The sequence below is a fragment of the Capnocytophaga sp. oral taxon 335 str. F0486 genome (assembly GCF_000277665.1).
In the GTDB taxonomy this organism is placed as follows: domain Bacteria; phylum Bacteroidota; class Bacteroidia; order Flavobacteriales; family Flavobacteriaceae; genus Capnocytophaga; species Capnocytophaga ochracea.
In genome coordinates this window covers 116,735-137,396 of record NZ_AKFR01000023.1, presented here as the reverse complement: position 1 = coordinate 137,396, position 20,662 = coordinate 116,735, and the positions used below count along the sequence as shown (strand labels likewise).

Annotated in this window: 26 protein-coding genes, 1 other RNA gene and 1 riboswitch; of the genes, 23 read left to right on the top strand and 4 right to left on the bottom strand. The window is 39.9% G+C overall.

Annotation, left to right across the window (positions count from 1 at the left end):
• Positions 1-7: 7 nt before the first annotated feature.
• The 6 genes from HMPREF1320_RS05145 (at position 8) to HMPREF1320_RS05120 (ending at position 3,685) form a co-directional block, all read left to right on the top strand.
• Positions 8-1,183: a carboxylic ester hydrolase gene (locus HMPREF1320_RS05145; RefSeq protein WP_009417689.1), complete on the top strand. Its 1,176-nt coding sequence runs from the start codon at positions 8-10 to the stop codon at positions 1,181-1,183.
• A gap of 8 nt (positions 1,184-1,191) precedes the next feature.
• Positions 1,192-1,653, top strand: a complete 462-nt coding sequence (locus HMPREF1320_RS05140; RefSeq protein WP_009417599.1) for a DUF302 domain-containing protein — start codon at positions 1,192-1,194, stop codon at positions 1,651-1,653.
• 160 nt (positions 1,654-1,813) lie between these two features.
• The gene (locus HMPREF1320_RS05135) at positions 1,814-2,098 is read left to right on the top strand and encodes a hypothetical protein (RefSeq protein WP_009417686.1); all 285 of its coding nucleotides are present in this window, start codon (positions 1,814-1,816) and stop codon (positions 2,096-2,098) included.
• 107 nt (positions 2,099-2,205) lie between these two features.
• Entirely contained in the window at positions 2,206-2,775 is a 570-nt protein-coding gene (locus HMPREF1320_RS05130; protein ID WP_009417638.1) for a Crp/Fnr family transcriptional regulator, read from the top strand.
• A gap of 76 nt (positions 2,776-2,851) precedes the next feature.
• Positions 2,852-3,322, top strand: a complete 471-nt coding sequence (locus tag HMPREF1320_RS05125; protein WP_034554180.1) for a DinB family protein — start codon at positions 2,852-2,854, stop codon at positions 3,320-3,322.
• Positions 3,323-3,328: 6 nt separating this feature from the next.
• A complete protein-coding gene (locus HMPREF1320_RS05120; protein ID WP_034554179.1) occupies positions 3,329-3,685 on the top strand; it encodes a TfoX/Sxy family protein in 357 nt (118 codons plus the stop codon).
• A gap of 90 nt (positions 3,686-3,775) precedes the next feature.
• On the opposite strand, the gene HMPREF1320_RS05115 is transcribed toward HMPREF1320_RS05120, so the two are convergent.
• Positions 3,776-4,579 carry an AraC family transcriptional regulator gene (locus tag HMPREF1320_RS05115; RefSeq protein WP_009417610.1) on the bottom strand — a complete coding sequence of 268 codons (804 nt, stop codon included), beginning with the start codon at positions 4,577-4,579 and terminating at the stop codon, positions 3,776-3,778.
• 189 nt (positions 4,580-4,768) lie between these two features.
• Here HMPREF1320_RS05115 and HMPREF1320_RS05110 point away from each other — a divergent pair, with 189 nt between their 5' ends.
• From HMPREF1320_RS05110 to HMPREF1320_RS05095, 4 genes are all read left to right on the top strand, one after another.
• The gene (locus HMPREF1320_RS05110) at positions 4,769-5,008 is read left to right on the top strand and encodes a hypothetical protein (protein ID WP_009417615.1); all 240 of its coding nucleotides are present in this window, start codon (positions 4,769-4,771) and stop codon (positions 5,006-5,008) included.
• Between the two features lie 37 nt (positions 5,009-5,045).
• Positions 5,046-5,903 carry a carboxymuconolactone decarboxylase family protein gene (locus HMPREF1320_RS05105; protein WP_009417640.1) on the top strand — a complete coding sequence of 286 codons (858 nt, stop codon included), beginning with the start codon at positions 5,046-5,048 and terminating at the stop codon, positions 5,901-5,903.
• A gap of 9 nt (positions 5,904-5,912) precedes the next feature.
• The gene (locus HMPREF1320_RS05100; protein ID WP_009417642.1) at positions 5,913-6,755 is read left to right on the top strand and encodes an aldo/keto reductase; all 843 of its coding nucleotides are present in this window, start codon (positions 5,913-5,915) and stop codon (positions 6,753-6,755) included.
• 132 nt (positions 6,756-6,887) lie between these two features.
• Positions 6,888-7,310, top strand: coding sequence for an organic hydroperoxide resistance protein (locus tag HMPREF1320_RS05095; RefSeq protein ID WP_009417696.1), 423 nt, complete (start codon positions 6,888-6,890; stop codon positions 7,308-7,310).
• An 81-nt stretch (positions 7,311-7,391) separates the two neighbouring features.
• Here the strand turns inward: HMPREF1320_RS05095 and HMPREF1320_RS05090 are convergent, their stop codons facing one another.
• The 3 genes from HMPREF1320_RS05090 to HMPREF1320_RS05080 all read right to left on the bottom strand — a co-directional run bounded on the left by HMPREF1320_RS05090 (position 7,392) and on the right by HMPREF1320_RS05080 (position 9,298).
• A complete protein-coding gene (locus HMPREF1320_RS05090) occupies positions 7,392-7,811 on the bottom strand; it encodes a hypothetical protein (RefSeq protein WP_009417659.1) in 420 nt (139 codons plus the stop codon).
• Between the two features lie 75 nt (positions 7,812-7,886).
• Entirely contained in the window at positions 7,887-8,966 is a 1,080-nt protein-coding gene (locus HMPREF1320_RS05085) for a winged helix DNA-binding domain-containing protein (RefSeq protein WP_034554176.1), read from the bottom strand.
• Complete coding sequence (locus HMPREF1320_RS05080) at positions 8,966-9,298, bottom strand: MerR family transcriptional regulator (protein ID WP_009417607.1); 333 nt, start codon at positions 9,296-9,298, stop codon at positions 8,966-8,968. The genes HMPREF1320_RS05085 and HMPREF1320_RS05080 overlap by 1 nt, the downstream gene beginning before the upstream one ends.
• Positions 9,299-9,397: 99 nt before the next feature.
• Here HMPREF1320_RS05080 and HMPREF1320_RS05075 point away from each other — a divergent pair, with 99 nt between their 5' ends.
• From HMPREF1320_RS05075 to HMPREF1320_RS05020, 13 genes are all read left to right on the top strand, one after another.
• Entirely contained in the window at positions 9,398-9,625 is a 228-nt protein-coding gene (locus tag HMPREF1320_RS05075; RefSeq protein WP_009420217.1) for a hypothetical protein, read from the top strand.
• On the top strand, positions 9,622-10,398 hold the full coding sequence (locus HMPREF1320_RS05070) for an SDR family NAD(P)-dependent oxidoreductase (RefSeq protein ID WP_009417603.1): 777 nt from the start codon (positions 9,622-9,624) through the stop codon (positions 10,396-10,398). The genes HMPREF1320_RS05075 and HMPREF1320_RS05070 overlap by 4 nt, the downstream gene beginning before the upstream one ends.
• Before the next feature lie 542 nt (positions 10,399-10,940).
• Positions 10,941-11,343, top strand: a transfer-messenger RNA (tmRNA) gene (gene ssrA, locus HMPREF1320_RS11115).
• 188 nt (positions 11,344-11,531) lie between these two features.
• Complete coding sequence (locus HMPREF1320_RS05060) at positions 11,532-12,704, top strand: helix-turn-helix domain-containing protein (RefSeq protein ID WP_009417600.1); 1,173 nt, start codon at positions 11,532-11,534, stop codon at positions 12,702-12,704.
• 243 nt (positions 12,705-12,947) lie between these two features.
• A complete protein-coding gene (locus HMPREF1320_RS11470) occupies positions 12,948-13,115 on the top strand; it encodes a hypothetical protein (RefSeq protein ID WP_009417675.1) in 168 nt (55 codons plus the stop codon).
• 38 nt (positions 13,116-13,153) lie between these two features.
• On the top strand, positions 13,154-13,957 hold the full coding sequence (locus tag HMPREF1320_RS05055; RefSeq protein WP_009417645.1) for a CPBP family intramembrane glutamic endopeptidase: 804 nt from the start codon (positions 13,154-13,156) through the stop codon (positions 13,955-13,957).
• A 269-nt stretch (positions 13,958-14,226) separates the two neighbouring features.
• The gene (locus tag HMPREF1320_RS05050) at positions 14,227-14,517 is read left to right on the top strand and encodes a hypothetical protein (RefSeq protein WP_009417596.1); all 291 of its coding nucleotides are present in this window, start codon (positions 14,227-14,229) and stop codon (positions 14,515-14,517) included.
• Positions 14,518-14,594: 77 nt separating this feature from the next.
• On the top strand, positions 14,595-15,476 hold the full coding sequence (locus HMPREF1320_RS05045; protein ID WP_009417647.1) for an SDR family oxidoreductase: 882 nt from the start codon (positions 14,595-14,597) through the stop codon (positions 15,474-15,476).
• A gap of 39 nt (positions 15,477-15,515) precedes the next feature.
• Positions 15,516-16,820, top strand: a complete 1,305-nt coding sequence (brnQ, locus tag HMPREF1320_RS05040) for a branched-chain amino acid transport system II carrier protein (RefSeq protein ID WP_009417706.1) — start codon at positions 15,516-15,518, stop codon at positions 16,818-16,820.
• 44 nt (positions 16,821-16,864) lie between these two features.
• Positions 16,865-16,955, top strand: a riboswitch (TPP riboswitch).
• A gap of 95 nt (positions 16,956-17,050) precedes the next feature.
• Positions 17,051-19,213 (top strand): TonB-dependent receptor, encoded by a 2,163-nt coding sequence (locus HMPREF1320_RS05035; RefSeq protein ID WP_009417625.1) that lies wholly within the window; start codon positions 17,051-17,053, stop codon positions 19,211-19,213.
• A 99-nt stretch (positions 19,214-19,312) separates the two neighbouring features.
• A complete protein-coding gene (locus HMPREF1320_RS05030; RefSeq protein ID WP_009417673.1) occupies positions 19,313-19,780 on the top strand; it encodes a hypothetical protein in 468 nt (155 codons plus the stop codon).
• A 51-nt stretch (positions 19,781-19,831) separates the two neighbouring features.
• Positions 19,832-20,284: a hypothetical protein gene (locus tag HMPREF1320_RS05025; protein WP_009417710.1), complete on the top strand. Its 453-nt coding sequence runs from the start codon at positions 19,832-19,834 to the stop codon at positions 20,282-20,284.
• A 49-nt stretch (positions 20,285-20,333) separates the two neighbouring features.
• A complete protein-coding gene (locus tag HMPREF1320_RS05020) occupies positions 20,334-20,648 on the top strand; it encodes a hypothetical protein (protein WP_009417641.1) in 315 nt (104 codons plus the stop codon).
• Positions 20,649-20,662 lie beyond the last annotated feature (14 nt).

Sequence of the window (20,662 nt, the reverse complement as noted above, 5' to 3'; positions counted from 1 at the left end):
TTAGCAAATGAAAAAGAAAAAGATGTATATCCTTATCACCATACTATTGTTCTTGCTCTTGCTCGTAGGAGGGGCTTACTATATATTCCGTCCTGCGCTTTTTGCAAAACCTATGGGCAAGTATGCCGTTGGCACAGTGAGTTATTGGGTAACCGACCCTGATAGGGAGGAGATTTTTATCACGGATAAACACCAAGCCAGACAAATCCCCATACAAGTGTGGTACCCTGCCGAAAATACCTCTCACCACGATTACGCCCCTTATATCCCTGAAGCTACAAAGGTGAGCGAGGCTATTTCAGAGCTTTTGCATATTCCAAAGGCGTTGCTTTATTCGTTGCAATTCAAGCGTTCTAATGCCTTAGAAAAAGCTCCTGTAAACAAGGAAAAAGCGCAATATCCTGTACTTCTGTACCTCACAGGACTTTATGGTCACCGATGTATAAGCACTTTTCAGATACAAGAGTTAGTTTCTCAAGGCTATATAGTGGTGGGTATTGATTGCCCTATGGCGGTAGCCTTAGCAACTTTCCCCGACGGTAGTACGCTCCAAAGCCTGCCGCGAACACTCATCGACCCTATGCTCAATGAGAGCTTAACAGAAGAAAATCCTCTTTTGAACTATAACGGAAAAACCTTTGAAGGGGGATTGATAGCCTACTTCGCCAAAGATGTATTGCGAGTAATAGATTTCCTTACTGCGCTCAATACAAACGATCCTAACCATCTTCTTTACAACAAACTCAACTTGGATAGATTAGGAGCTTTTGGGGTTTCTCTCGGAGGAATTATCGTATCGGAAGCCTCGTGGAAAGCCCCTCGTATCAAAGCTAATTTGATTATGGAATCACAGATTCCGCTAAAAATAGCACAAACAGGCTTGCGTGTTCCTACAATGGTGATCACACGTCCTGCAGAAGCTATGCGCACAGAAAGAGAACGCTCAGGGGGGTGGACAGAAAGCGATATTCAAGAGCACCTCAGCACAATGGAAAACCTATGCAAAAATACAGCTGAGAGTGAATTTGTACAAATCCCTGATATCTTCCACGTAGATTTTACCGATGCACCTTTATGGGTGCCTTTTCCTCATCTTTTGGGATTTAGTGGCAAAACCTCTATTGAGGAAACCCACCACAAACTAAATGAACTTACCCTTACTTTCTTTGAAAAACACTTGTAATAAACTATATGAAACACCTTATTATCTTCTTATTATTCCCGTTCTTAGTAGCAGCACATATTATCAGTTGTAAAGATGTGATAAAACCTTATGGAGACTTCCAAAGTCCATTAGCTTTTGAAGAGACCGTAGCGGCACTTCAGAAAACACTGAACAGCAAAGGAATTATCATTTTTGCTACTATTGAACATCACAAAGCGGCTGAGGCAGTAGGCGAAAGTATGCAGCCTGCCACCGTGCTTATAGTAGGTAACCCCAAAGTAGGAACCGCCCTAATGCAGGAAAACCCTCGGTTGGCTATTGAACTCCCTTTGAAAATCCTCATCTACGAGGAGGGTAAAACGGTAAATATACGCTACGAGAAAATTACTGCTATCGCTGAAAAATACCATATAAAACAAAACTTCAGCACAGCAGAGAAAATAGATGCAGCAATACTACAGTTGATAAAATCGTCGATTAGCAAATGAGAAAATGAGAGAATTAGAAAATTAGAAAATGAACTCCCCGTGGTGCGAGCTGCATAGGCAGTAACCACGGGGAGTTTTTGTAAACTATCAATGGTTAATTGTCAATTATTAATTATTTTGTACTTTTGTTGTTTGAAAAAGCACAAAAACCTTATCGGATATGAAAAAAGAAGCTATCAAATTATTTGAAGAGCGCAAGGTGCGTACCATTTGGGACGACACTCACGAGAAATGGTATTTCTCTATTGTAGATGTAGTGGCTATACTTGCGGATAGTAAAGATTTTCTTACTGCTCGAAAGTATTGGAACAAACTAAAAGAACGACTCAAAAAAGAGGGAAATGAAACGGTGTCAAATTGTCACCAATTGAAATTAGAAGCTGCTGATGGTAAAATGCGACTTACTGATAAAGCTAAAGACTACCTTAAAATCGAGGAGTCGTAGCACGACAGGCAAGTCGTAGCACGACAAGCGTAAATAAAACTCCTCGTGGGACGAGTCGTACAGGCAGTAATTATGGGGAGTTTATTAGCTAATATCAAAGAATAATAATGCCACATAACTTATTTCAAAATATCTACAAACACCCTCTTATAGGGGCTCAAGAGTTACAACAGATACAAAAAGCCCATCAGCCTATTGCTTTTCGCAAGGGTGATTTTATCTTGCGCAAGGACGAAATAGCTCGTGGTTATCTCATCTTGCAGAGAGGAGTTGCTCGCGCCTTTGTGTATGACTATGAAGGAAATGATATCACTACCGACTTCTTTTGTGAAGGTGAAATTATCGTGCAAGAACTTTCTCTTTTTAAACATTTACCTTCTGCTGAAAATATCCAAGCCCTTACCGATTGTGAGGGGTGGCATATAGATTATGACCGTTTTCAAGAACTTTATCACAGTTTGAAAGGATATTCGGAATGGGGGCGACTCTTTATGGCAGAGAAATTGTTTGAGGCAAAGAAACGTTCCCTCGAAATGATTATACTCCCCGCCAAAGAACGCTATATGCAGTTTATAAAGGAAAAACCCAGTGCTATAAAGTACGCCCCCTTAAAACATATAGCTACTTATTTAGGCATTACAGATACTTCACTGAGTCGTATCAGGAAAGAAATGTGAAAATCTTGTCTTATGGCAAGATTTTTTTAGTTTGAAGGCAGTACTTTTGCCCCCGATTTCTAAAAAATATTTAAAAATGACAAAAACAAAACACTTTGACTTTCTTTTATCCATTCGCAAAAACCTATTGACTTACTTAGATAGTCTTACCCCTGAACAATTAGGCTATATCCCAACAGGTTTTTCTAATAACATCTTTTGGAATATAGCACATTGTATTGCTGTACAACAATTCTTATGTTATCAGCTCAGTGGAAATAAACTGCTAATCAGCACTGATTTTTTAGAGAAATACAATCGTGGCACCTTTCCTCAAAAGATTACACCTTCAAAAGAAGAAATCTACCAAGTAAAGGAATTGTTACTCAGTACGGCAAATCAATTAAAAGAAGATTATCAAGGAAGGCTATTCAATGAGTTTCCAACGGTTAAGGTAGGTTTATTTTCTATTGATACTATAGAAGATGCTATGTATGTAAACAATATGCACGAGTCGAGACATTTGGGAACTGTAGTAGCTTTAAACTATTTTAGCTCAAAAATCTAATAAAAAATGGCTTATAGTATAACACTTGCGAATAGAGTTCGCGAATATTTAGCAAAAATTCCCCATATTACGGTGGAAGAAAAAGCGATGTTTGGCGGTTTGGCTTTCTTGGTGAATGACAAGATGTGCATCAATATAGGAAAGGATTCCTTAATGTGTAGGTTTGATCCTGAGCAGACAGAAGAAATTGCCGAAAGGCAGGGCTTCTCGCCAGTGGTAATGAGAGGCAAAGAACTCTCTGGCTATTGCTATGTAGACCCTACGGGGTACAACCAAAAAAAAGACTTTGACTTTTGGTTACAACTCTGTTTAGAGTTCAACAGCAAAGCAAAGAGTTCTAAGAAAAAGAATTTAGCTAATTAAGTCGTAACACGAGTCGTAGCACGACAAGCAATAAAAAAACTCCCCGTGGTGCAAACAGCCTATGCGGCTCGCATCGCGGGGAGTTTATTATTACTGATAAAATTCACTCGGATTTACCCCTAAATGTTGTTGTACAAAGCGAGAAAAATAGGCGGTAGAAGAAAAACCAAAAAGGTCGGTGAGCTCGGTAATAGAGTGCGTTTTTTGCTGTAACAGTCTTCGTATATGTATGGTAGTAAAGTGGTTAATCCAAAAGAGGGCATTGCGCCCGCTTACCTGCTTGCTCACTTCCGATAGGTGCTTGGGCGACACAAAGAGCTTATCGGCATAATACCCCACTTCGCGATGTTGCACATATTCTTCTTGTTCTAACAATGCCATAAAACGCACTATAAGATCGTTATCCTGAAAGGATATCTTCTGCTTCCCAAACAGCGAGGTGTGAATATCAAAATAATCTAAAATAAGCATTTGCACCGCACTGTGTAGCACTTCCTCTTGAAAATCGTGAGTAGTATCTGTCAGTCGGTGTTTTATTTGCAGAAAATCGTATTGCAATTGGGTAAATTGCTTTTCGGTGAGAGGCATAATAGGGTTAGCAAACAGCGCCAACGCTCCTCGTATACCGTAATTGCTACGCGGACTACAATATTCGGCATATTCAGGGGTGAGGTAGATACAAGTAGCTTGCAAGTAGGGTGAGGGCACAACAGCCTCTATAAACTGCTGATAAGGGATAATCATCGTTTGTCCAGCTTCAAGCGTAAAATTTTCTCCGTTATACTGAAAAACATAACTACCCGCCTCGCACAGCACGTGGGCTATACAATGTCGCAACTCCTCACTACCCAAGCGGTGAAGGCTGTCTTCAATAATGATATTTTTATTATCCATACTCATAATGCGACAAAGATAAGAAAAAAATGTAAAAACTACCGACTTTTGTGTAACAATCCTTTGGCAAAACCGCTGTACCTTTGCACCAGAATCTTAAAAACACAAACATTATGACAAAAGTACTCGTTATAGGAGCCACAGGTTCTTTGGCTACCGAAGTAATCAAAACCCTTGAAAAGAACCCTAATGTTAGCCTATTTCGATAAGACTGCCGAGCTACCCGCTCAAAACTTCTGGAGTGGTGTGCGCGAATTGGCTTACAAATTTGCTGAAGTGATCAATGCCAACGGAGGTGATTGCAAAGTTATCGATTTGCCTAAGGCAGGCATCTCTGGCAATACCCACTTTATGTTTCAAGACCTCAATAACCAAGAAGTTTTTGAACATATCTACAAATGGTTAGAAAGTAAGAAATTAGCAAATTAAAATCGTATGAAAAAAATTATTACCTTTGCAAAATCGTATGAAAAAAATTATTACCTTTGCAATGCTACTCTTAACAGTAGCAATGAGTGCCCAAGTAAAACAACAAGATACAATAGTAAAACAACAAGATACAATGAAAAAAGAAGCTAAAAAACAAACTGCTGGACGAGACCACCTCGGTGATTTTGCACCTAAATTCGCTGAACTCAATGATGATGTTCTTTTTGAGCAAGTGTGGAGTCGTGAAGGGAAACTTTCTCCACGTGATCGCAGTGTGATAACCATCGCTACCCTAATAGGGAGTGGAGCACCTGAATTTACTATCAAGTCGCACCTTACCGAGGGCAAGAAAAACGGCATCAGCAAAGATGAAATAGCCGAGATGATTACTCATATTGCCTTTTATGCGGGCTGGCCTAAGGCGTGGGGTGCTTTCCTTGCTGCCAAAGAAGTCTACGCTAATGAAATCGCTGCCGACCCAAGCCATGGCAGTGCAGGATATATCTTTGAACTTGGAGAGGCTAATCCCCCCGAAAACAGCAAGCACTTTTCTGGTAAAAGCTATTTGAATGTATTGGTTGCCCCCGATAAGAAAAACAACATATTGGTTGCCAATGTTACTTTTGAACCATCTTGCCGCAACGATTGGCACGTGCATAGTGCCGAACAAATACTCTTGGCTACCGAGGGTACAGGTTGGTATCAAGAGTACGGCAAGCCTGCCCAACTACTGCAAAAAGGCGATGTAGTAGTAGTTCCTGCAGGGGTAAAACACTGGCACGGGGCTACCGCTCAAAGTTGGTTTGCCCATTTGGCTATAATGGATGTGCAAAAAGCTAAAACCGAATGGAAAGAACCTGTAACTGAAAAAGAATATACTCAATTAACAAAATAAGAATCACAAATGAAAAATATCCAATTAAACAACGGGGTACAAATGCCCCTCTTGGGTTACGGTGTATACCAAGTAGACCCCGAAGAATGTGAGCGTTGCGTAAGCGATGCTATTTCGGTAGGCTACCGAATGATTGACACTGCCCAAATCTATCGCAATGAAGAGGGCGTAGGCAATGCTATTAAGAAAAGTGGTATCGACCGCAAAGAGTTCTTTATCGTTACCAAAGTGTGGATAAGCAATGCAGGTTATGAAAAGGCAAAAGCCTCTATCGAAACCTCTTTGCATAAACTCCAAACTGATTATATAGACCTCTTGCTCATTCACCAACCTTTTGGCGATTATTACGGCTCTTATCGCGCTATGGAAGGAGCCTACAAAGAAGGCAAAGTGCGCGCTATTGGGGTGAGCAACTTCTATGCCGATAGATACCTCGATTTGGCATACCACTGCGAGATAAAACCTGCTGTAAACCAAATGGAAACACACGTATTCTACCAACAACAAGACCTCCAAGAGCTAATGAAAAAATATGACACCAAGTTAATGTCGTGGGGACCTTTTGCTGAGGGTAAAAACGATTTCTTTGCCAATCCTACGCTCAATGCTATTGGTGAAAAGTATCACAAAAGTGCTGCCCAAGTAGCTTTGCGTTATCTTTTGCAACGGGATATTATCTGCATTCCTAAGTCGGTGCGCAAGGAGCGTATGGAGCAGAACTTCAATGTATTTGACTTCCAACTCTCAGCAGAGGATATGAGCCTAATAGTCGCTCTCGACACCCAGCAAACGCTTTTCTCTTCTCACCGAGACCCTGCTTTTGTAGAGATGATACTACAATATGGTAATTAGGTCGTAGCACGAATCGTAGCACGATAAGCAATAAAAAAAACTCCCCGTGTGAAGAATACCCCTAAGTGAGGAATAGCTCGAAACACTTAGGACATTAGTAAACAAATTATTAATCATAAATAAAAAAGACAGATGACAGCAATGTACACAGCAGTGGCCACCGCAACAGGTGGTCGCAACAGAAAAGTAACTTCTGACAATGGCGTATTAAGCCTAGAAATACGTTCTCCTAAAGCCTTAGGCGGAGCTAACGACGATTATACCAATCCTGAGCAGATTTTTGCCGCTGGCTATGCTGCTTGTTTCGACAGCGCACTGAATTTGGTTATTAGACAAACTAAAATAACCACTGGTGAGACCGCTGTAACAGCACACGTATCTATTGGAAAGCTGAACAACGGCGGTTTTATTTTCGGCGTAACCTTACAAGTGAATATACCTAATGTGTCGCTTGAACAAGCTAAGGAACTTGTAGCAAAAGCCGACCAAGTTTGTCCGTATTCTAACTCTACTCGTGGGAATATAGAAGTAACCTTTGAAGTAAGTAATAATTAGGTCGTAGCACGACAAGCAATAAATAAAAATCCTTGTGTGGTAACCATACAAGGATTTTTTAATAAAACATCTAACTTGCATCTATTTGCTAAATTCTACTTCAGCATTTAGTTTAGTTATCTTTTCTTGCAATTTAGTGATGTCTTTTTGCAATTTCTCAATACGGCGATTACTTTTGGCTAATTGCTTATTAGCTTTACTAGCTTTGCGCAAAGCCTTTTCAGCTTTGTTCGCTTTTTTAGCACTTGCCGAAGCTGAGTTGGCATCACTAAAAGCATCCGTACGATTGGTAGCTTCTTCATTAGCTTGTGCAGCCTCAGTTTGCAACGACTGATTATCGGTTTGCTCTTGTGTGAGTTTCATTTGCAATTCGTTGAGCTCGGTATTGAGTTTCAAGGCTTGTTGTTGTTTTTCCAAGCGTTTCATCTCTGGTGATTTAGCTGTACCACAGCTCGCTAGCATAAAGGAAGCTAACACTCCCATTAAAAGTACTTTTTTCATAATTATATTATTAATATTTTAATGCTGCAAAGGTAATATATAATTAACAAATGAGCAAATTTTTTAAGTAGAAAATTAGTTATCTTTTTTACAAAACCTTACAAGTTGCTCAGTAGCCTCTTGCAAACTCCGTTTCCTTACTTTGGTTTTCTCAGTAAAAAGGTCGGTAGTTAAGTTAGTTGCTTGTTTATCAATACTCGCTTTCCAATTGCCTACAACTCTGCCTTCGTGCAGAATAACTGGTTTGAATATACCAAACTTATTGTGTGCCTTTGCTTCGTGCTTTTTGTCAAGAGCTACCCAACGGCTTTTATAACCTATCAGATACTCATCGTACGGCGGAAGCAAATGCATTGTTTTTGTGTAATCGGTAGCTTCAAAGTTATTGCGATACAGATACATTGGAGTACTTTCTACCAAAACTTCTTCTAATTCAGAGGCAATTCCTTCAATAGCTTTTTTACATTGCATTTTAGGCAATCCCGACCACCACGTGAAATCCTCTAATGAGGCAGGCGAATGACTCCTGAAATACTTCTGTGCCAGTCGTTTCAAAGCTTCATCAAGGGTAATAATAGCTGTTGTAGGCACTCTTTCCGACAATAGAGCCCAAGTAGCCTCCTTGCCTTGCATCACCCCCGAACACAAAAGCCCTTCAATCTCAGCACGCAATAATAAAGGGTTGAGCAGTTTGTCATCAGGTAAAATTCCCAAAGCTGTAAGTCTGTTAGCAATAGCTTTTTTAGACAATGACTTACCACCAACGAACAATTCACGTAGAGCGTGGGTTACCTCCTCAAAGTAATTTTGGGCAAACACTGTACTGATACTCTTTTGCCAAGATTGCAAAGTACTCAGATTGCGTTCCTTGCATAAAGGAAGTAACCAGCCTATATCCGTTTTGCTCACCACTTGCACCGTACAGCGCAAGAGATGAAGGCGCAAAAGTTCAGCCTTAGCAAAAGCCTCTTGGAGTTGAGCTAATTGCGGAGTACATTGCCGTATACCTATCGCCCAACGAAAATAGTTATAATCCTGTGCCTGCATAGCTCCTTGCCACACTACAACATTCTCAGGTTTCTCATATTGAGGAGAAAGCAGTTGCTGGTGTAACAATCTCAGTGTAATAGCCTCTTGCCTACTTATTGTTCTCATCAATTCATCTGCTTATTAACTAATTGATTCATCTTGGAGAGTGTTTCCTCTATCATCGCCATACGCTTCTTTACTTTCTCTACCGAAGCATCTAACGTGTACCCCTCATCAAGGAGTTCTTTGATGAGGAGTATTTTTTTGATATTGAGGTAATCATATCGGCGGTTTTTTCCTTCCTCTTCTGTCAAACTGCTGATAATTCTTTTCTCTTCCCAATAGCGTATTTGTCGGGTAGGGATACCAGTGATTTGTGATACTTCCCCTATGCCCACTACCAATTTCCGCAGAAAATCAAAGTCTAACAAGAGTTCTTTTTGTACTTCTTTTGCCATAGATTGTAAATAAATTACGAAATAAGTTGCAAATATACAAATAAATACTTTACCTTTGCATTTTGTAAATAATCTACAATCAAAGAAGATAATTAACAAATGAATACAGAACTTAAACAAACTCTGCAATTTGTCTTTTTTATAGCAACACCGCTTTGCTTGGTAAACAGCTTTATTACAAGCGATAAGTTTAATCTTTGGAATGATTGGGGACTGAAGTTTTTAACCTCTTACGCAATATCATTTCCTCAGGCAGTACTTTATGTTTCCTTAGTAAAATGGTATAAAAGAAGAAAATGTAAAATCAATAAACAAATATCAAAATGAAAAACTTAAACAACAAGAATGCCGTGATTACCGGCGGAAGTGATGGTATTGGCTTAGGAATAGCCAGAGCCTTTGCCCGTGAGGGCGCGAACCTATTGCTCATAGGTAAAGACCCTGAGAAACTACAAAAAGCCCAACAAGCACTACTAAATGAGTTTGCCGTGCAAGTACACACCCTCTCTGCTGATTTATCAAAAACAGAGACAGTAACTGAGGTAGTGAAAGACATTGAGCGACTGCTATCTACGGTAGATATTTTAGTAAACAACGCCGGTTTAGGCAAGTTCGTGCCTTTTGAGCAAGTGGACGATGCCTTATACGACGCCCACTTCAACCTGAATGTAAAAGCTCCTTATTTTCTTACCCAAAGTCTGCTTCCTGCTTTGGTAAAAAGCCAAGGAAATGTCATTAATATCTCGTCGTATTTTGCACACCGAATGCTTCCTAACCGCGCGACCACCGTCTATTCGGCTACTAAAGGAGCTTTGAACTCTTTTACCAAGGCTTTAGCTTTTGAGGTAGGACAGTTGGGTGTACGCGTAAATGCCATTGCCCCTGGAAGTATTTCTACCCCGCAATTCAACCGCAATTTGCAAGCTCTTACTCCCGAAAAACAAGCCGCTTTTGAGACTATGGTAAAGGAAATCTACCCGTTGCAACACATTGGCACGCCTGAAGATATAGCCAAAGCTTGTGTATTCTTAGCCAGCGACAATGCTTCGTGGATTACAGGCACTGTGCTTGCTGTAGATGGCGGACTCACTACAAATTAAAAAATTGTCAATTTCTTAATTTGCTAATTATTATCTTTGCCCAATGATAGCTTTTGCAGTAGAATATGTACTTAAAAAATACAATAATTTAAATAAAAAAACTCTTTTTACTGCTATGTGTATGGGCAGCACTCCCCGCTGTAGCGCAAATCTCCGACGACAAAATCCTGATCATAGATGTAAGTTACCTCAAACAAGGTAGTAGTTACGGACAGTTAGGAATACATTTCAACTGTTATGACAGCAAAAAGTTTGCGCTATTAGTGGGACTTGCGGGCAACTTTCGTTCGGAAAACAGATTAGTCGCTATCCCTGAAGCACAACTCTCTGCTTGGCTAAGAACCGATGAGTCTCACAGTGGTTTTATAGATATCCCTGTGCTAATGTTGCGTCCTCAACTGAATTTCTCCCCTATTACTTTGCTCCCGAAGTTGGTTTCCAAATCCTCTTTTTTTTACAAAAGTATAAAATAAAAGATGGGCAATTGTTGTGAGTATGATTATTTTTTGTACCTTTGCACCGAATTACAGAAATGAACACTTGGGGTCGACCGGTTTTGACAGTAAGTGGCATTAAATAGTAAGCATACCGAGCTGTGAAATGAATGCTCGATAATCTCTATTTCAAAATTTTAAATGGCGAGAATAACTACGCTCTTGCTGCCTAATCTGAAGTTTAGTAAGATTGCTGGCTAAGTCCCTACAAGGTAGGGAAGCGAGATGTCTCTGAAAAGCCCTTGTTGACGGCGTTTCGTATAGAGGCACCATAAAAGTCAACATTGAACCTGCGGTACGCTTCTGCTAACGGTTCTTAAGCAAAGGAAGCTAAGCGCAAAATGGGCGGTGCTCGGTCAGTTTTGCGACGAAAATCAAACGAGGACTAAGTATGTAGAAAGCTTTTTGATGACTTATTTGGACGAGAGTTCGATTCTCTCCGACTCCACATTACAATCTCATTATAGAACGAGAACTAAATAGAAAAACCTATTTAGTTCTCGTTTTTATTCATTTTAGAAGTCTTGTTCGCTAAATATTTGTTATTTTTTTTCATTTATTTATCATTAAGTAGTAAAGTTATTGGCGTTTTCTTGTATTATCTTTATATTTGCGCCTTTAATAACAACAAAGATAATAATGAATACGCTCTTTACTATCGGTATTTTCCTTTGCTTTTTTCTTTCTGTATTGCTCTTTACCAAACACCCTCAAGCCTTATCGGATAAGGTATTGGCGATATGGTTGGTGTGCATTGGTATTTATCTGCTGAATTACTACCTGCATTATTTGGGTTATTGGGAGAAATATCCTCATTTAGTAGGAGCGACGCACCCTTTTCCGCTTTTGTTTGCTCCTTTTGTATATTTGTACGTGTTGGTGTGTTCACGTGAAGACCAACATTTTCATTGGCGCGATAGCTTGCACTTTTTACCTTTTTTGCTCACCTACGTTGTGATGTTTCCCTTTCTTTTTGGCTATTCGGCGACTGAAAAAGCAATAATAGACCAAGCCGATTACCATAGCCCGTATCAATGGTTATTTACAACTTCGTTTGTAGCTTTTGTGACTGTGAGTGTGGTGTATATTGTATTGGCTTATCAGAAAATCAATCAGTATGAGCGGGTAATAGACGACAATTTTGGCTATAACGAAGGTATTAGTTTGCAATGGCTACGACTGTTGCTCATTGGGTTCGGGGTGATCTTCTCAGTGATGATAGTGGGATATGTAGTGCAATTTCTCTTAGAAATTGAGATAGGAGTTAATATAGAACTTATTTTCTTGGCTCTCTTTGTCTTACTTATAGGGCTTATTGGCTTCTGGGGCATACGGCATCAGGGAATTTTTAGTGTTGAAAAACAAAAGCCTTTTATAAAGAATTTAGTCTTGTCTGACAATTCTCATAGGTCAGACAATATTGAACCTTCTTCATTCTCCAAAACTCCTGAATACCGCAAATCCGGATTGAAAGCCGAGGACGCAACTAGCTTACACCAACAGCTGCTCACACTAATGACTACTGAGAAACCTTATCTCGAACCTAAACTCTCCTTAGCTCAATTAGCTGAAATGTTAGGTGTACTTCCTAATCACCTTTCACAAATTATCAACCAATACGAAGAAAAGAATTTTTATGACTTTGTGAACAGCTATCGTGTCGAAGAGTTTATCACTTTGGCGAAGAAAGACATTGATAAGAATTTTAATCTTTTGGGGCTTGCCTATGAAGCGGGCTTTAACTCTAAGTCCTCTTTCAACCAAGTTTTCAAGAAGATTACGGGTAAAACACCGAGTGAATTTGTGAATTAGGTGCGAGAAGCACAGTTTAGCACGTCCAAACTCTCACGCTACCCCCTCTTTTCACTTCCTCCGACCTGTCCGCCCCGCACAATTCTTCCGGCGAATAAAATCTCCCTAACCCCTTGCCTCACTACCAATTAATCATTAATCACTAAACATTAATCATTAAAAAAGCGTCCATTCCCTCACGCTTGGGCGATGCACCTTGTTTTCCACCATACCTTTGCCCCAGAATTTTAAACGTATTACGCAATGAAAACCTTTTTGAACATCGTTCTTTTTTTAGTGCTTCCGCTTGTAGCACACGCACAAGATATTACCCAAACACTTAGGGGTACTATTTATGACCAAAGCAGACAAATAGAGCTCAGCAAAGCTACTTTGGTTATCCCTAATATCAGTTATAAAATAGAAATCTAACTTCTTATCTTTTACCTCTTATCTCTTATCTAAATAAAATGAAAAAATATAATCATCCTATTTTGTTTTTTACCCTTTCCCTTGTAATTCCTTGGGTATTGTGGTTTGTGGTGGCTTATTGGAGTCACCAACCCAAAGCACCTAATGCTTTTTGGACAGGCTTTTTTGAATTGGCAGGTTTATTGGCTCCTGTGGGGGTGGCTACCTACCTATTTACACGCAATAAAGAGCTCTTATCCGACCTCAAAACGCGTTTTATAGGCAAAAATTTGCTCACCAACCGCTATTTTTGGATTACTCTCTTGTTTCCACCCCTTTCCATTGTGGTGGCACAACTACTTTCGCTTGATTTAGGGCATAGTCTCGACCAGTTTTACATTTCGGGAGAGCCTAGTTTCAGTTCAGCCCCTTTCAACGCTTGGTTTGTGCTCTGTTTGGCACCGGTGTTCGAAGAATTGGCTTGGCATACTTATGGCACTGATGCTTTGCGTAGCAGGTGGAGCTTGTTCACCTCATCGCTTATCTTTACTGTGTATTGGGGGTTATGGCATTTGCCCTTGTTCTTCGTAAAGAACTATTACCAAAGCAATGTACAAGCTGAGGGGTGGCTCTATACAGCTAACTTTTTTGTGAGTCTGTTTGCCTTTGTGTTTATCATCAACTGGCTGTATTACAAATCAGGGCGCAATGTGCTAGTAGCCATATTATTCCATTTGGTAGCCAATATTTCCAACGAAATCTTCGCCACCCACCCCGATAGCAAACTGATACAAACAGGCTTATTCGCTCTACTCGTTGGGTATATCCTCATAAAAGAGAGACGATTGTTTTTTAGTAGGTAAAGCCTTCATCCCACCGAAAAAGCCAATCCTCAAAGGTAAGAAATCGCTGATATTCAGGTAGTGTTCGGTGAATCTATAATTAGTGTCCTGTGTAGACCCACTGTAGAGCCACTGTAGAGCCACTGTAGAGCCACTGTAGAGCCACTCTAAATTCGTTTAGTGTATAGTTAAAATATATCTATCTGTCATTCGTCATTCGTTATTTATTATTTTATTTGGCGGTTAGTAAATAAAGAAGTACTTTTGTTAAACCAAATTGTATTCTGACTATGAAGAAATCAAAATTAGGTGTCATTCATTTTCTTACCAAAGAAGAAGGCGGACGACAACACCCTCCTACCGGTGAGGTTTATTATGCCAGCACTTACATCGAGCAATTGCCTCAACCAAATTGGAGCATTATTATTGAATTTGAAGAGCCTATGAAAGAAAGTGAATACAGTGCTTTGTGCCAAGTGAGGTTTCTTGTAGGTCACGCCCCCGCTTATATCTTAGACGAACTTCACGAGCTCAACGTGTATGAAGGTGCTAAAATCGTAGGAAAAATTGTGTTTGATTAGTTATTTTTCGTCGCAAATTTAGCCAAAGTTTAAACATTAGCTAAGTTGAAAGTCTTAAATCAATTTATTAAAACAGTATGAAATCATCAGAAAAAATATTATTAGCCGGAGCGACCGGTTATTTAGGTCAGTTTATATTAGCTGAACTCTTAAAAAAAGAATACCCTACCCGCATTATAGTGCGCAATAAGTCGAAAATAGCACCCGCCTTACTTACCCACCCGCTATTAGAAGTAGTCGAGGCTGAGGTAACAAAACCCAATACTTTACTCGGTGTGTGCGAGGGGGTTACCCAAGTGATTTCCGCTGTCGGGATTACTCGGCAGAAAGACAAACTCACCTACGAGCAAGTAGATTATGCAGCTAACAAGAACTTGCTTGACGAAGCACTGCGCTCAGGGGTACGTAAGTTCGTATATATTTCCGTATTAAACGGCGAAGCAATGCGTCCTATTGCCATTGGGGCTGCCAAAGAGCGTTTTGTAGATACCCTTAAAACCAGTGGAATGGACTACTGTATCGTGCGTCCATCGGCTTTTTACAGCGATATAGCCACCTTCTTTTCAATGGCAAAAGAAGGTAAAGTGCGCCTGTTTGGCAAGGGGCAATACGCTATGAATCCTATTCACGGCGAGGATTTAGCCGAAGTGTGTGTAGCGCAATTAGAGAGCTCCGAAAAAGAAGTGAATGTAGGAGGGGCTGAGGTGTTCACCCAGTATGAAATCGCTGCTTTGGCTTTCGAGGTGTTACATAAGCCTGTGAAGGTCGGTTTTTTGCCTGATTGGGTACGGAAGTCCGTTTTGAAAATAGGCAAATATCTCTTGCCTAAAAGTGCTTACGGCACTATAGAATTCGTTTTCACCGTAATGGCAATGGATTCGGTAGCGCCAATGAAGGTAGGAAAACATAGGTTGAAGGTATTTTTTGAGGAACTTCGAAATAAATATTTGCATTTGTAGTATAAAATTACTATTTTTGCAAAGTTATTCTCTACCTCTATGCATCATATTCGTAAAAGCAAATGGAAAACTATTACCACCGTAGGCTTCGCTTTATTTGCGATGTTCTTTGGGGCGGGTAATCTTATATTACCTCCGTTCATAGGTTTAAGAACGGAAGGGGAATGGGGTATGGCGTTGTTAGGCTTTTTTATCACCGCTATTTTAGCTCCTTTCTTAGGGGTGTTAATGGTGGCTAAAACGGGCACTCACTTCACTGATTTAGGGAAGAAAACGCACCCTTGGCTCATTAAAATCCTTACGTTATTAGTTATTTTATGCATAGGTCCTTTGGTAGCTATCCCACGCACCGCTGCTACTACTTTTGAGGTAGGCATACAACCCTTATTACCTGCTTTTCCCAAGGTGTGGTTTATCGTTCTATTCTTTGCCGTTGTAACTGCATTATCTATATCGAAATCCAAGATTGTAAGCATTATAGGCAGGTTTCTCACTCCTTTTCTGCTGATAGTTTTAGTACTGCTTATTGTTTTAGGCGTATGCTTTCCCCCCGATAGTATTACCTCTACGGCATTTACCGCCACCGAAAGCTTTTCGTTAGGGTTCATAGAAGGCTACCAAACAATGGATTTACTGGCTTCGGTTATCTTTGCAGGTATTGTTATTGCAGCAGTAATAGATAGTGGATATACCTCACGCAATGAGCGTGTTTCTGTTACTTTTGCGGCTGGAATGCTTTCTACGCTCTGTTTGTTGTTTATTTATGGAGGGCTTATCTACTTAGGCGCCACTACCGATTACCCCTTAACTGATAGCGTACAACGCACTGAACTTCTGTTACACATTTCTCATTCTGTTTTAGGGAAATGGGGCACTATTACTATTGCCTTAGCTATTGGGTTTGCTTGTCTTACTACCGCTATTGCTCTTACATCGGCAGTGGGCTTGTTCTTTGAAGAAGTAACTCACCAACGTATCCCTTACAAAGTAGGTGCTATAGCCTGTACGCTCATTTCATTAGTATTATCAATTAATACGGTGGATAATATTATCAATTATGCGATTTATATTCTGCTATTTATATACCCGATAGTCTCTACTCTCATTATAATCGTTTTATTCTTCGACCGCTTTGTAAATAGCAAATTACCCTATATTTTAAGCGTATTGGTCACTGCTATTATTTCCACTATTGATAGCTGTCAAACATTAGGACTTCCCTTTGATAAGCTTTATGAAATTAAAAGCCTATTACCTTTGAGCGATTACGGTTTAGAATGGTTTTTACCTGCTTTGCTAACTTTTATTATTACAGCTTTCATAAAAGGCTTTCAGAAGAAATAATTAGCGTATTATTTGCGGTTTTGATATTTATTTGTACTTTTGCGCCGTCTCATAAGGGGTGCTGTAACAGGCTGAGATTATACCCATTGAACTTGAACGGATAATCCCGTTGAAGGAATGAAACTAAGCAATTGGAGCTTGTTTTTGCTTTTGGGTAGCATAAACAGGCTTTTTTATTTTATTAACACACCAAATAATAGCCTCTTTTATTTGTAAATATTTATTTTACAATGAAAAATGTACTTTTGTACACTGCTATTTGCCTTACTACATCGGCAATGGCACAACAGACAATAGAGCCTGACTCTATCGTCCCTTCACCTAAGCCCATTCAGTTAGACGAAGTATTAGTATCGTCCGTGAGGGCTACCAGAAAACTTCCCGTAACCTTTTCTAATCTCTCTAAAGAGGAAATCAAGACCAAAAATTTCGGTCAGCAGTTGCCTTTGTTGTTAGGTCAGTTACCTAATGTGGTGAGCTATTCCGAAGATGGTTCGGGCTTTGGTAGTAGCAATATGTTTGTACGTGGGAGCGACTTGTACCGTACCAATGTTACTATCAACGGCATACCGCTCAACGACTCCGAATCACAAGGGGTTTTCTGGTATAATCTCTCCGACTTTGCTTCTTCTGCCGAGAGCATACAGTTGCAACGCGGGGTAGGAACTTCTTCTAATGGAGCAGGAGCTTTTGGCGCAAGCCTAAACGTTCTTACCGATGCTGTACAAGAGCAGGCATCAGGGGAACTCGCTAACTTCTACGGCAGTTATAACACTCACAAACACAGCCTTAAACTTTCCACCGGAAAACTCAACGACCGTTTTGAGCTCAGCGGACGCTTTTCTGTTATCAAGAGTGATGGCTATCGCGACCGCGCTTCCTCCGACCTTAAATCCTACTTCTTACAAGGCGCTTATAGCCACGGGGGGACGCTCATCAAAGGATTGGTATTTGGTGGCAAACAAAGTGTCTATCTCACTTATTTGGGAGTAGATAAAGAAACTTTGAATAGCAATCGCCGTTATAATCCTGCGGGTGAATACAAAGATACCGCTGGTAACAAACGTTTCTACGATAACGAAACCGATAACTATCAGCAAGACCACGCGCAATTACACTGGACGCAACAGTGGAATACAGCGTGGCATACGCAACTTTCCTTCCACTACACCAAAGGTAAAGGCTATTGGGAGAACTATGAGAAGAAAAAATATTCTAAGGTAGGCTTGCCCAAAGTGCTCGACGGGGCAGGCAAGGAGCAAAAAGCATACATCATTCACCAACAAGGATTGAACAACGATTTCTGGGGTACTACTTTTTCGGCGAACTATCAGAAAGATGGCGTGCAACTGCTCTTTGGAGGATTGCTCAATCGCTATGAAGGGTCGCATTACAAAGACTTGTTATGGGCAGAAAAAGCACCTTTTGTGTATGGCAATCGTTATAGCTATGAAGGACTCAACACCAAAGAAGAAGCGGCAGGTTATGGCAAACTCACTTGGCAATTTGCCCCTAAATGGAGCTTATTTGCCGATTTGCAATTCCGTCACGTAGGTTATAAGGCGAATAAATACAAAGTAGACGAAAGCCTTAACAGTTTTAATCCTAAGGCAGGTATTACCTTCTTCTTGAATGCACATAACGACCTTTACCTCTCTTATGCTCGTGCTACCAAAGAGCCTAACCGCTCCGATTACAAGAGTTATTACGAAGCCTTACAGGACGACCCCAATGCTAAAAAACCTATCGCCGAAAAGCTCAACGATATCGAACTCGGTTGGCGACTCACCACCCCCAAAGTACGTTTGAATCTCAATGGGTATTATATGGGCTATGAAGACCAATTAGTGCTTTCAGGGAAACTTAATAGCACCGGTTATCCTATCCGTGAGAATGTAGGCAAGAGCTATCGTGCAGGAATTGAAGCCGATGCGATGGTGCAACTCTCAGAGCGTTGGTTGTGGTCACCTAATGTAGCTTTTAGCAAAAATATAAACAAAGATTATAAGAGTCAAGATGCTGATGTAGCAACTCGTACCATTAGCTGGGGCGACACTCGTATTTCCTATTCTCCCGATGTAGTGCTCGGTAATACGATTACTTTTATGCCTATTGAGGGTTTTCAAATAGGGTTGATTTCTAAATATGTAGGTGCGCAATATGTAGATAACACCGAACGAGAAGAAGCAAAGCTCGATGCTTATTTCGTGAATAATCTCAGTTTGCAATACGAGTGGAAGCCTAAAAACACTTTCAAATCAGTATTGTTTTCGGTAATGGGGAATAACATTTTCAATACCAAATACACTCCTTACGGCGATAACGGCTACGGAATGGTGTATATCCCCGCTGCTGAAGCCAATTACTTAGCAGGGGTAACGCTCAGTTTTTAGGAGATAAAAGATAAAGTCCGCTATAGTTTTTGTTACTTTGTTTTGAAGTTCCCATTTCTTTTATTATCTTTGTCGCGTAATCCTAAAAACTAACCTTATATGAAAAAAATATTATGCCTTACAACATTATTTCTTCTAATAGCTTGTAAAGAAAGTAAAGGAAATAAGGAAGATTATATATGTTCTCCACCACCTCCTACTTTTAGTATGTGGATAAACAAAAACTCTGAGGTTCATAAGGAATTTATCAATGAAAGAGGAAATATTGACTCTACTCATATTGCCCTATACAAACAAGCAGGTAATACAAAAAAAGAGTATCCAATAGGATTCCTTTATGAAACAGACCCTCGAGGAAATACCTATTTGCATATAGGAACTCAGCTTTGGTTTAAAAACGATGTGTATACTGGTAAAACTGAAACTCTCTACCTTCAAAATGCTTCCAAAACCTATAAAATAGAAGTAAATGGTTATATGGAAGGCGATAAGTGTGGAGAGTATGCTGTAACAAATGAAATCCGTGTAGACGGTGTAAAAGTAGAATACCATTACTTAGCAAAATAACCTTAATCCTTTGGCAGGGGACTCCCTGCCAAAGGGTATAAAAAGTATGTTATGAAAAATCTCGTATTCTTTACAATGCTATTCATTGTATTAGCTTGTAACCAAAACACAAAAGAAGATGAAACACCAGCTCCTTGCTGTTCTCCTCCTCCTTTTTTTCACTTGTTTATACCTAAATCTGCTCCTGAGTATCAAGATTTTTTGAACAATGAAGGGGAAGGTGATAGAGATAATGTGTATTTCTACCAAATAGTAAATAATACTGAAAAGAAATACCACACTTTGCTACTTACTGATAATTCTAAAAATAAAGATTATGCTGAAGTAGCAACTGAGAGTGCAATATTTCTATATACAGGAAAAACAGAAACTCTTTACCTTAAAAATAAGGTTAAAACCTACAAAATAGAGTTTTTAGGTACTATTGAAGAATGCTGTTCTGCTCATTTCCAAGAAATGTATATAGACGGTGTGAAAAACAACGATTTTATCTTAATAAAATAACCTTAACTCCTCTGGCAGTAACCCTGCCAGAGGTTTTTACCATTTTTCTATGCGTTACCTTATATATCTATTTGCAGTCGTTGCCCTGTCTTGCTCTAAGGAAGCTATAGAGCCCGAAAACTATACCCTTCGTATTCAAAACCGCTATTTTGAAGCAGTAACCGTTTCAGTAGGCGAGCATTTTTCTGAAAAACTATCACCTAATACCGTCTCTAAGGCATTTACATTGCCTAAAGCTACTTATAAAGTAGTAGCCATTACGGCTTCACGCCTACGATTAGAAAGCACGGTACAGATACAAGGCAGTACGGCTGAGCTCACTATTGAAATCTGTCCTAAAGGAAAAATCTACATTACTCATTAACCATTTTGCTAAAC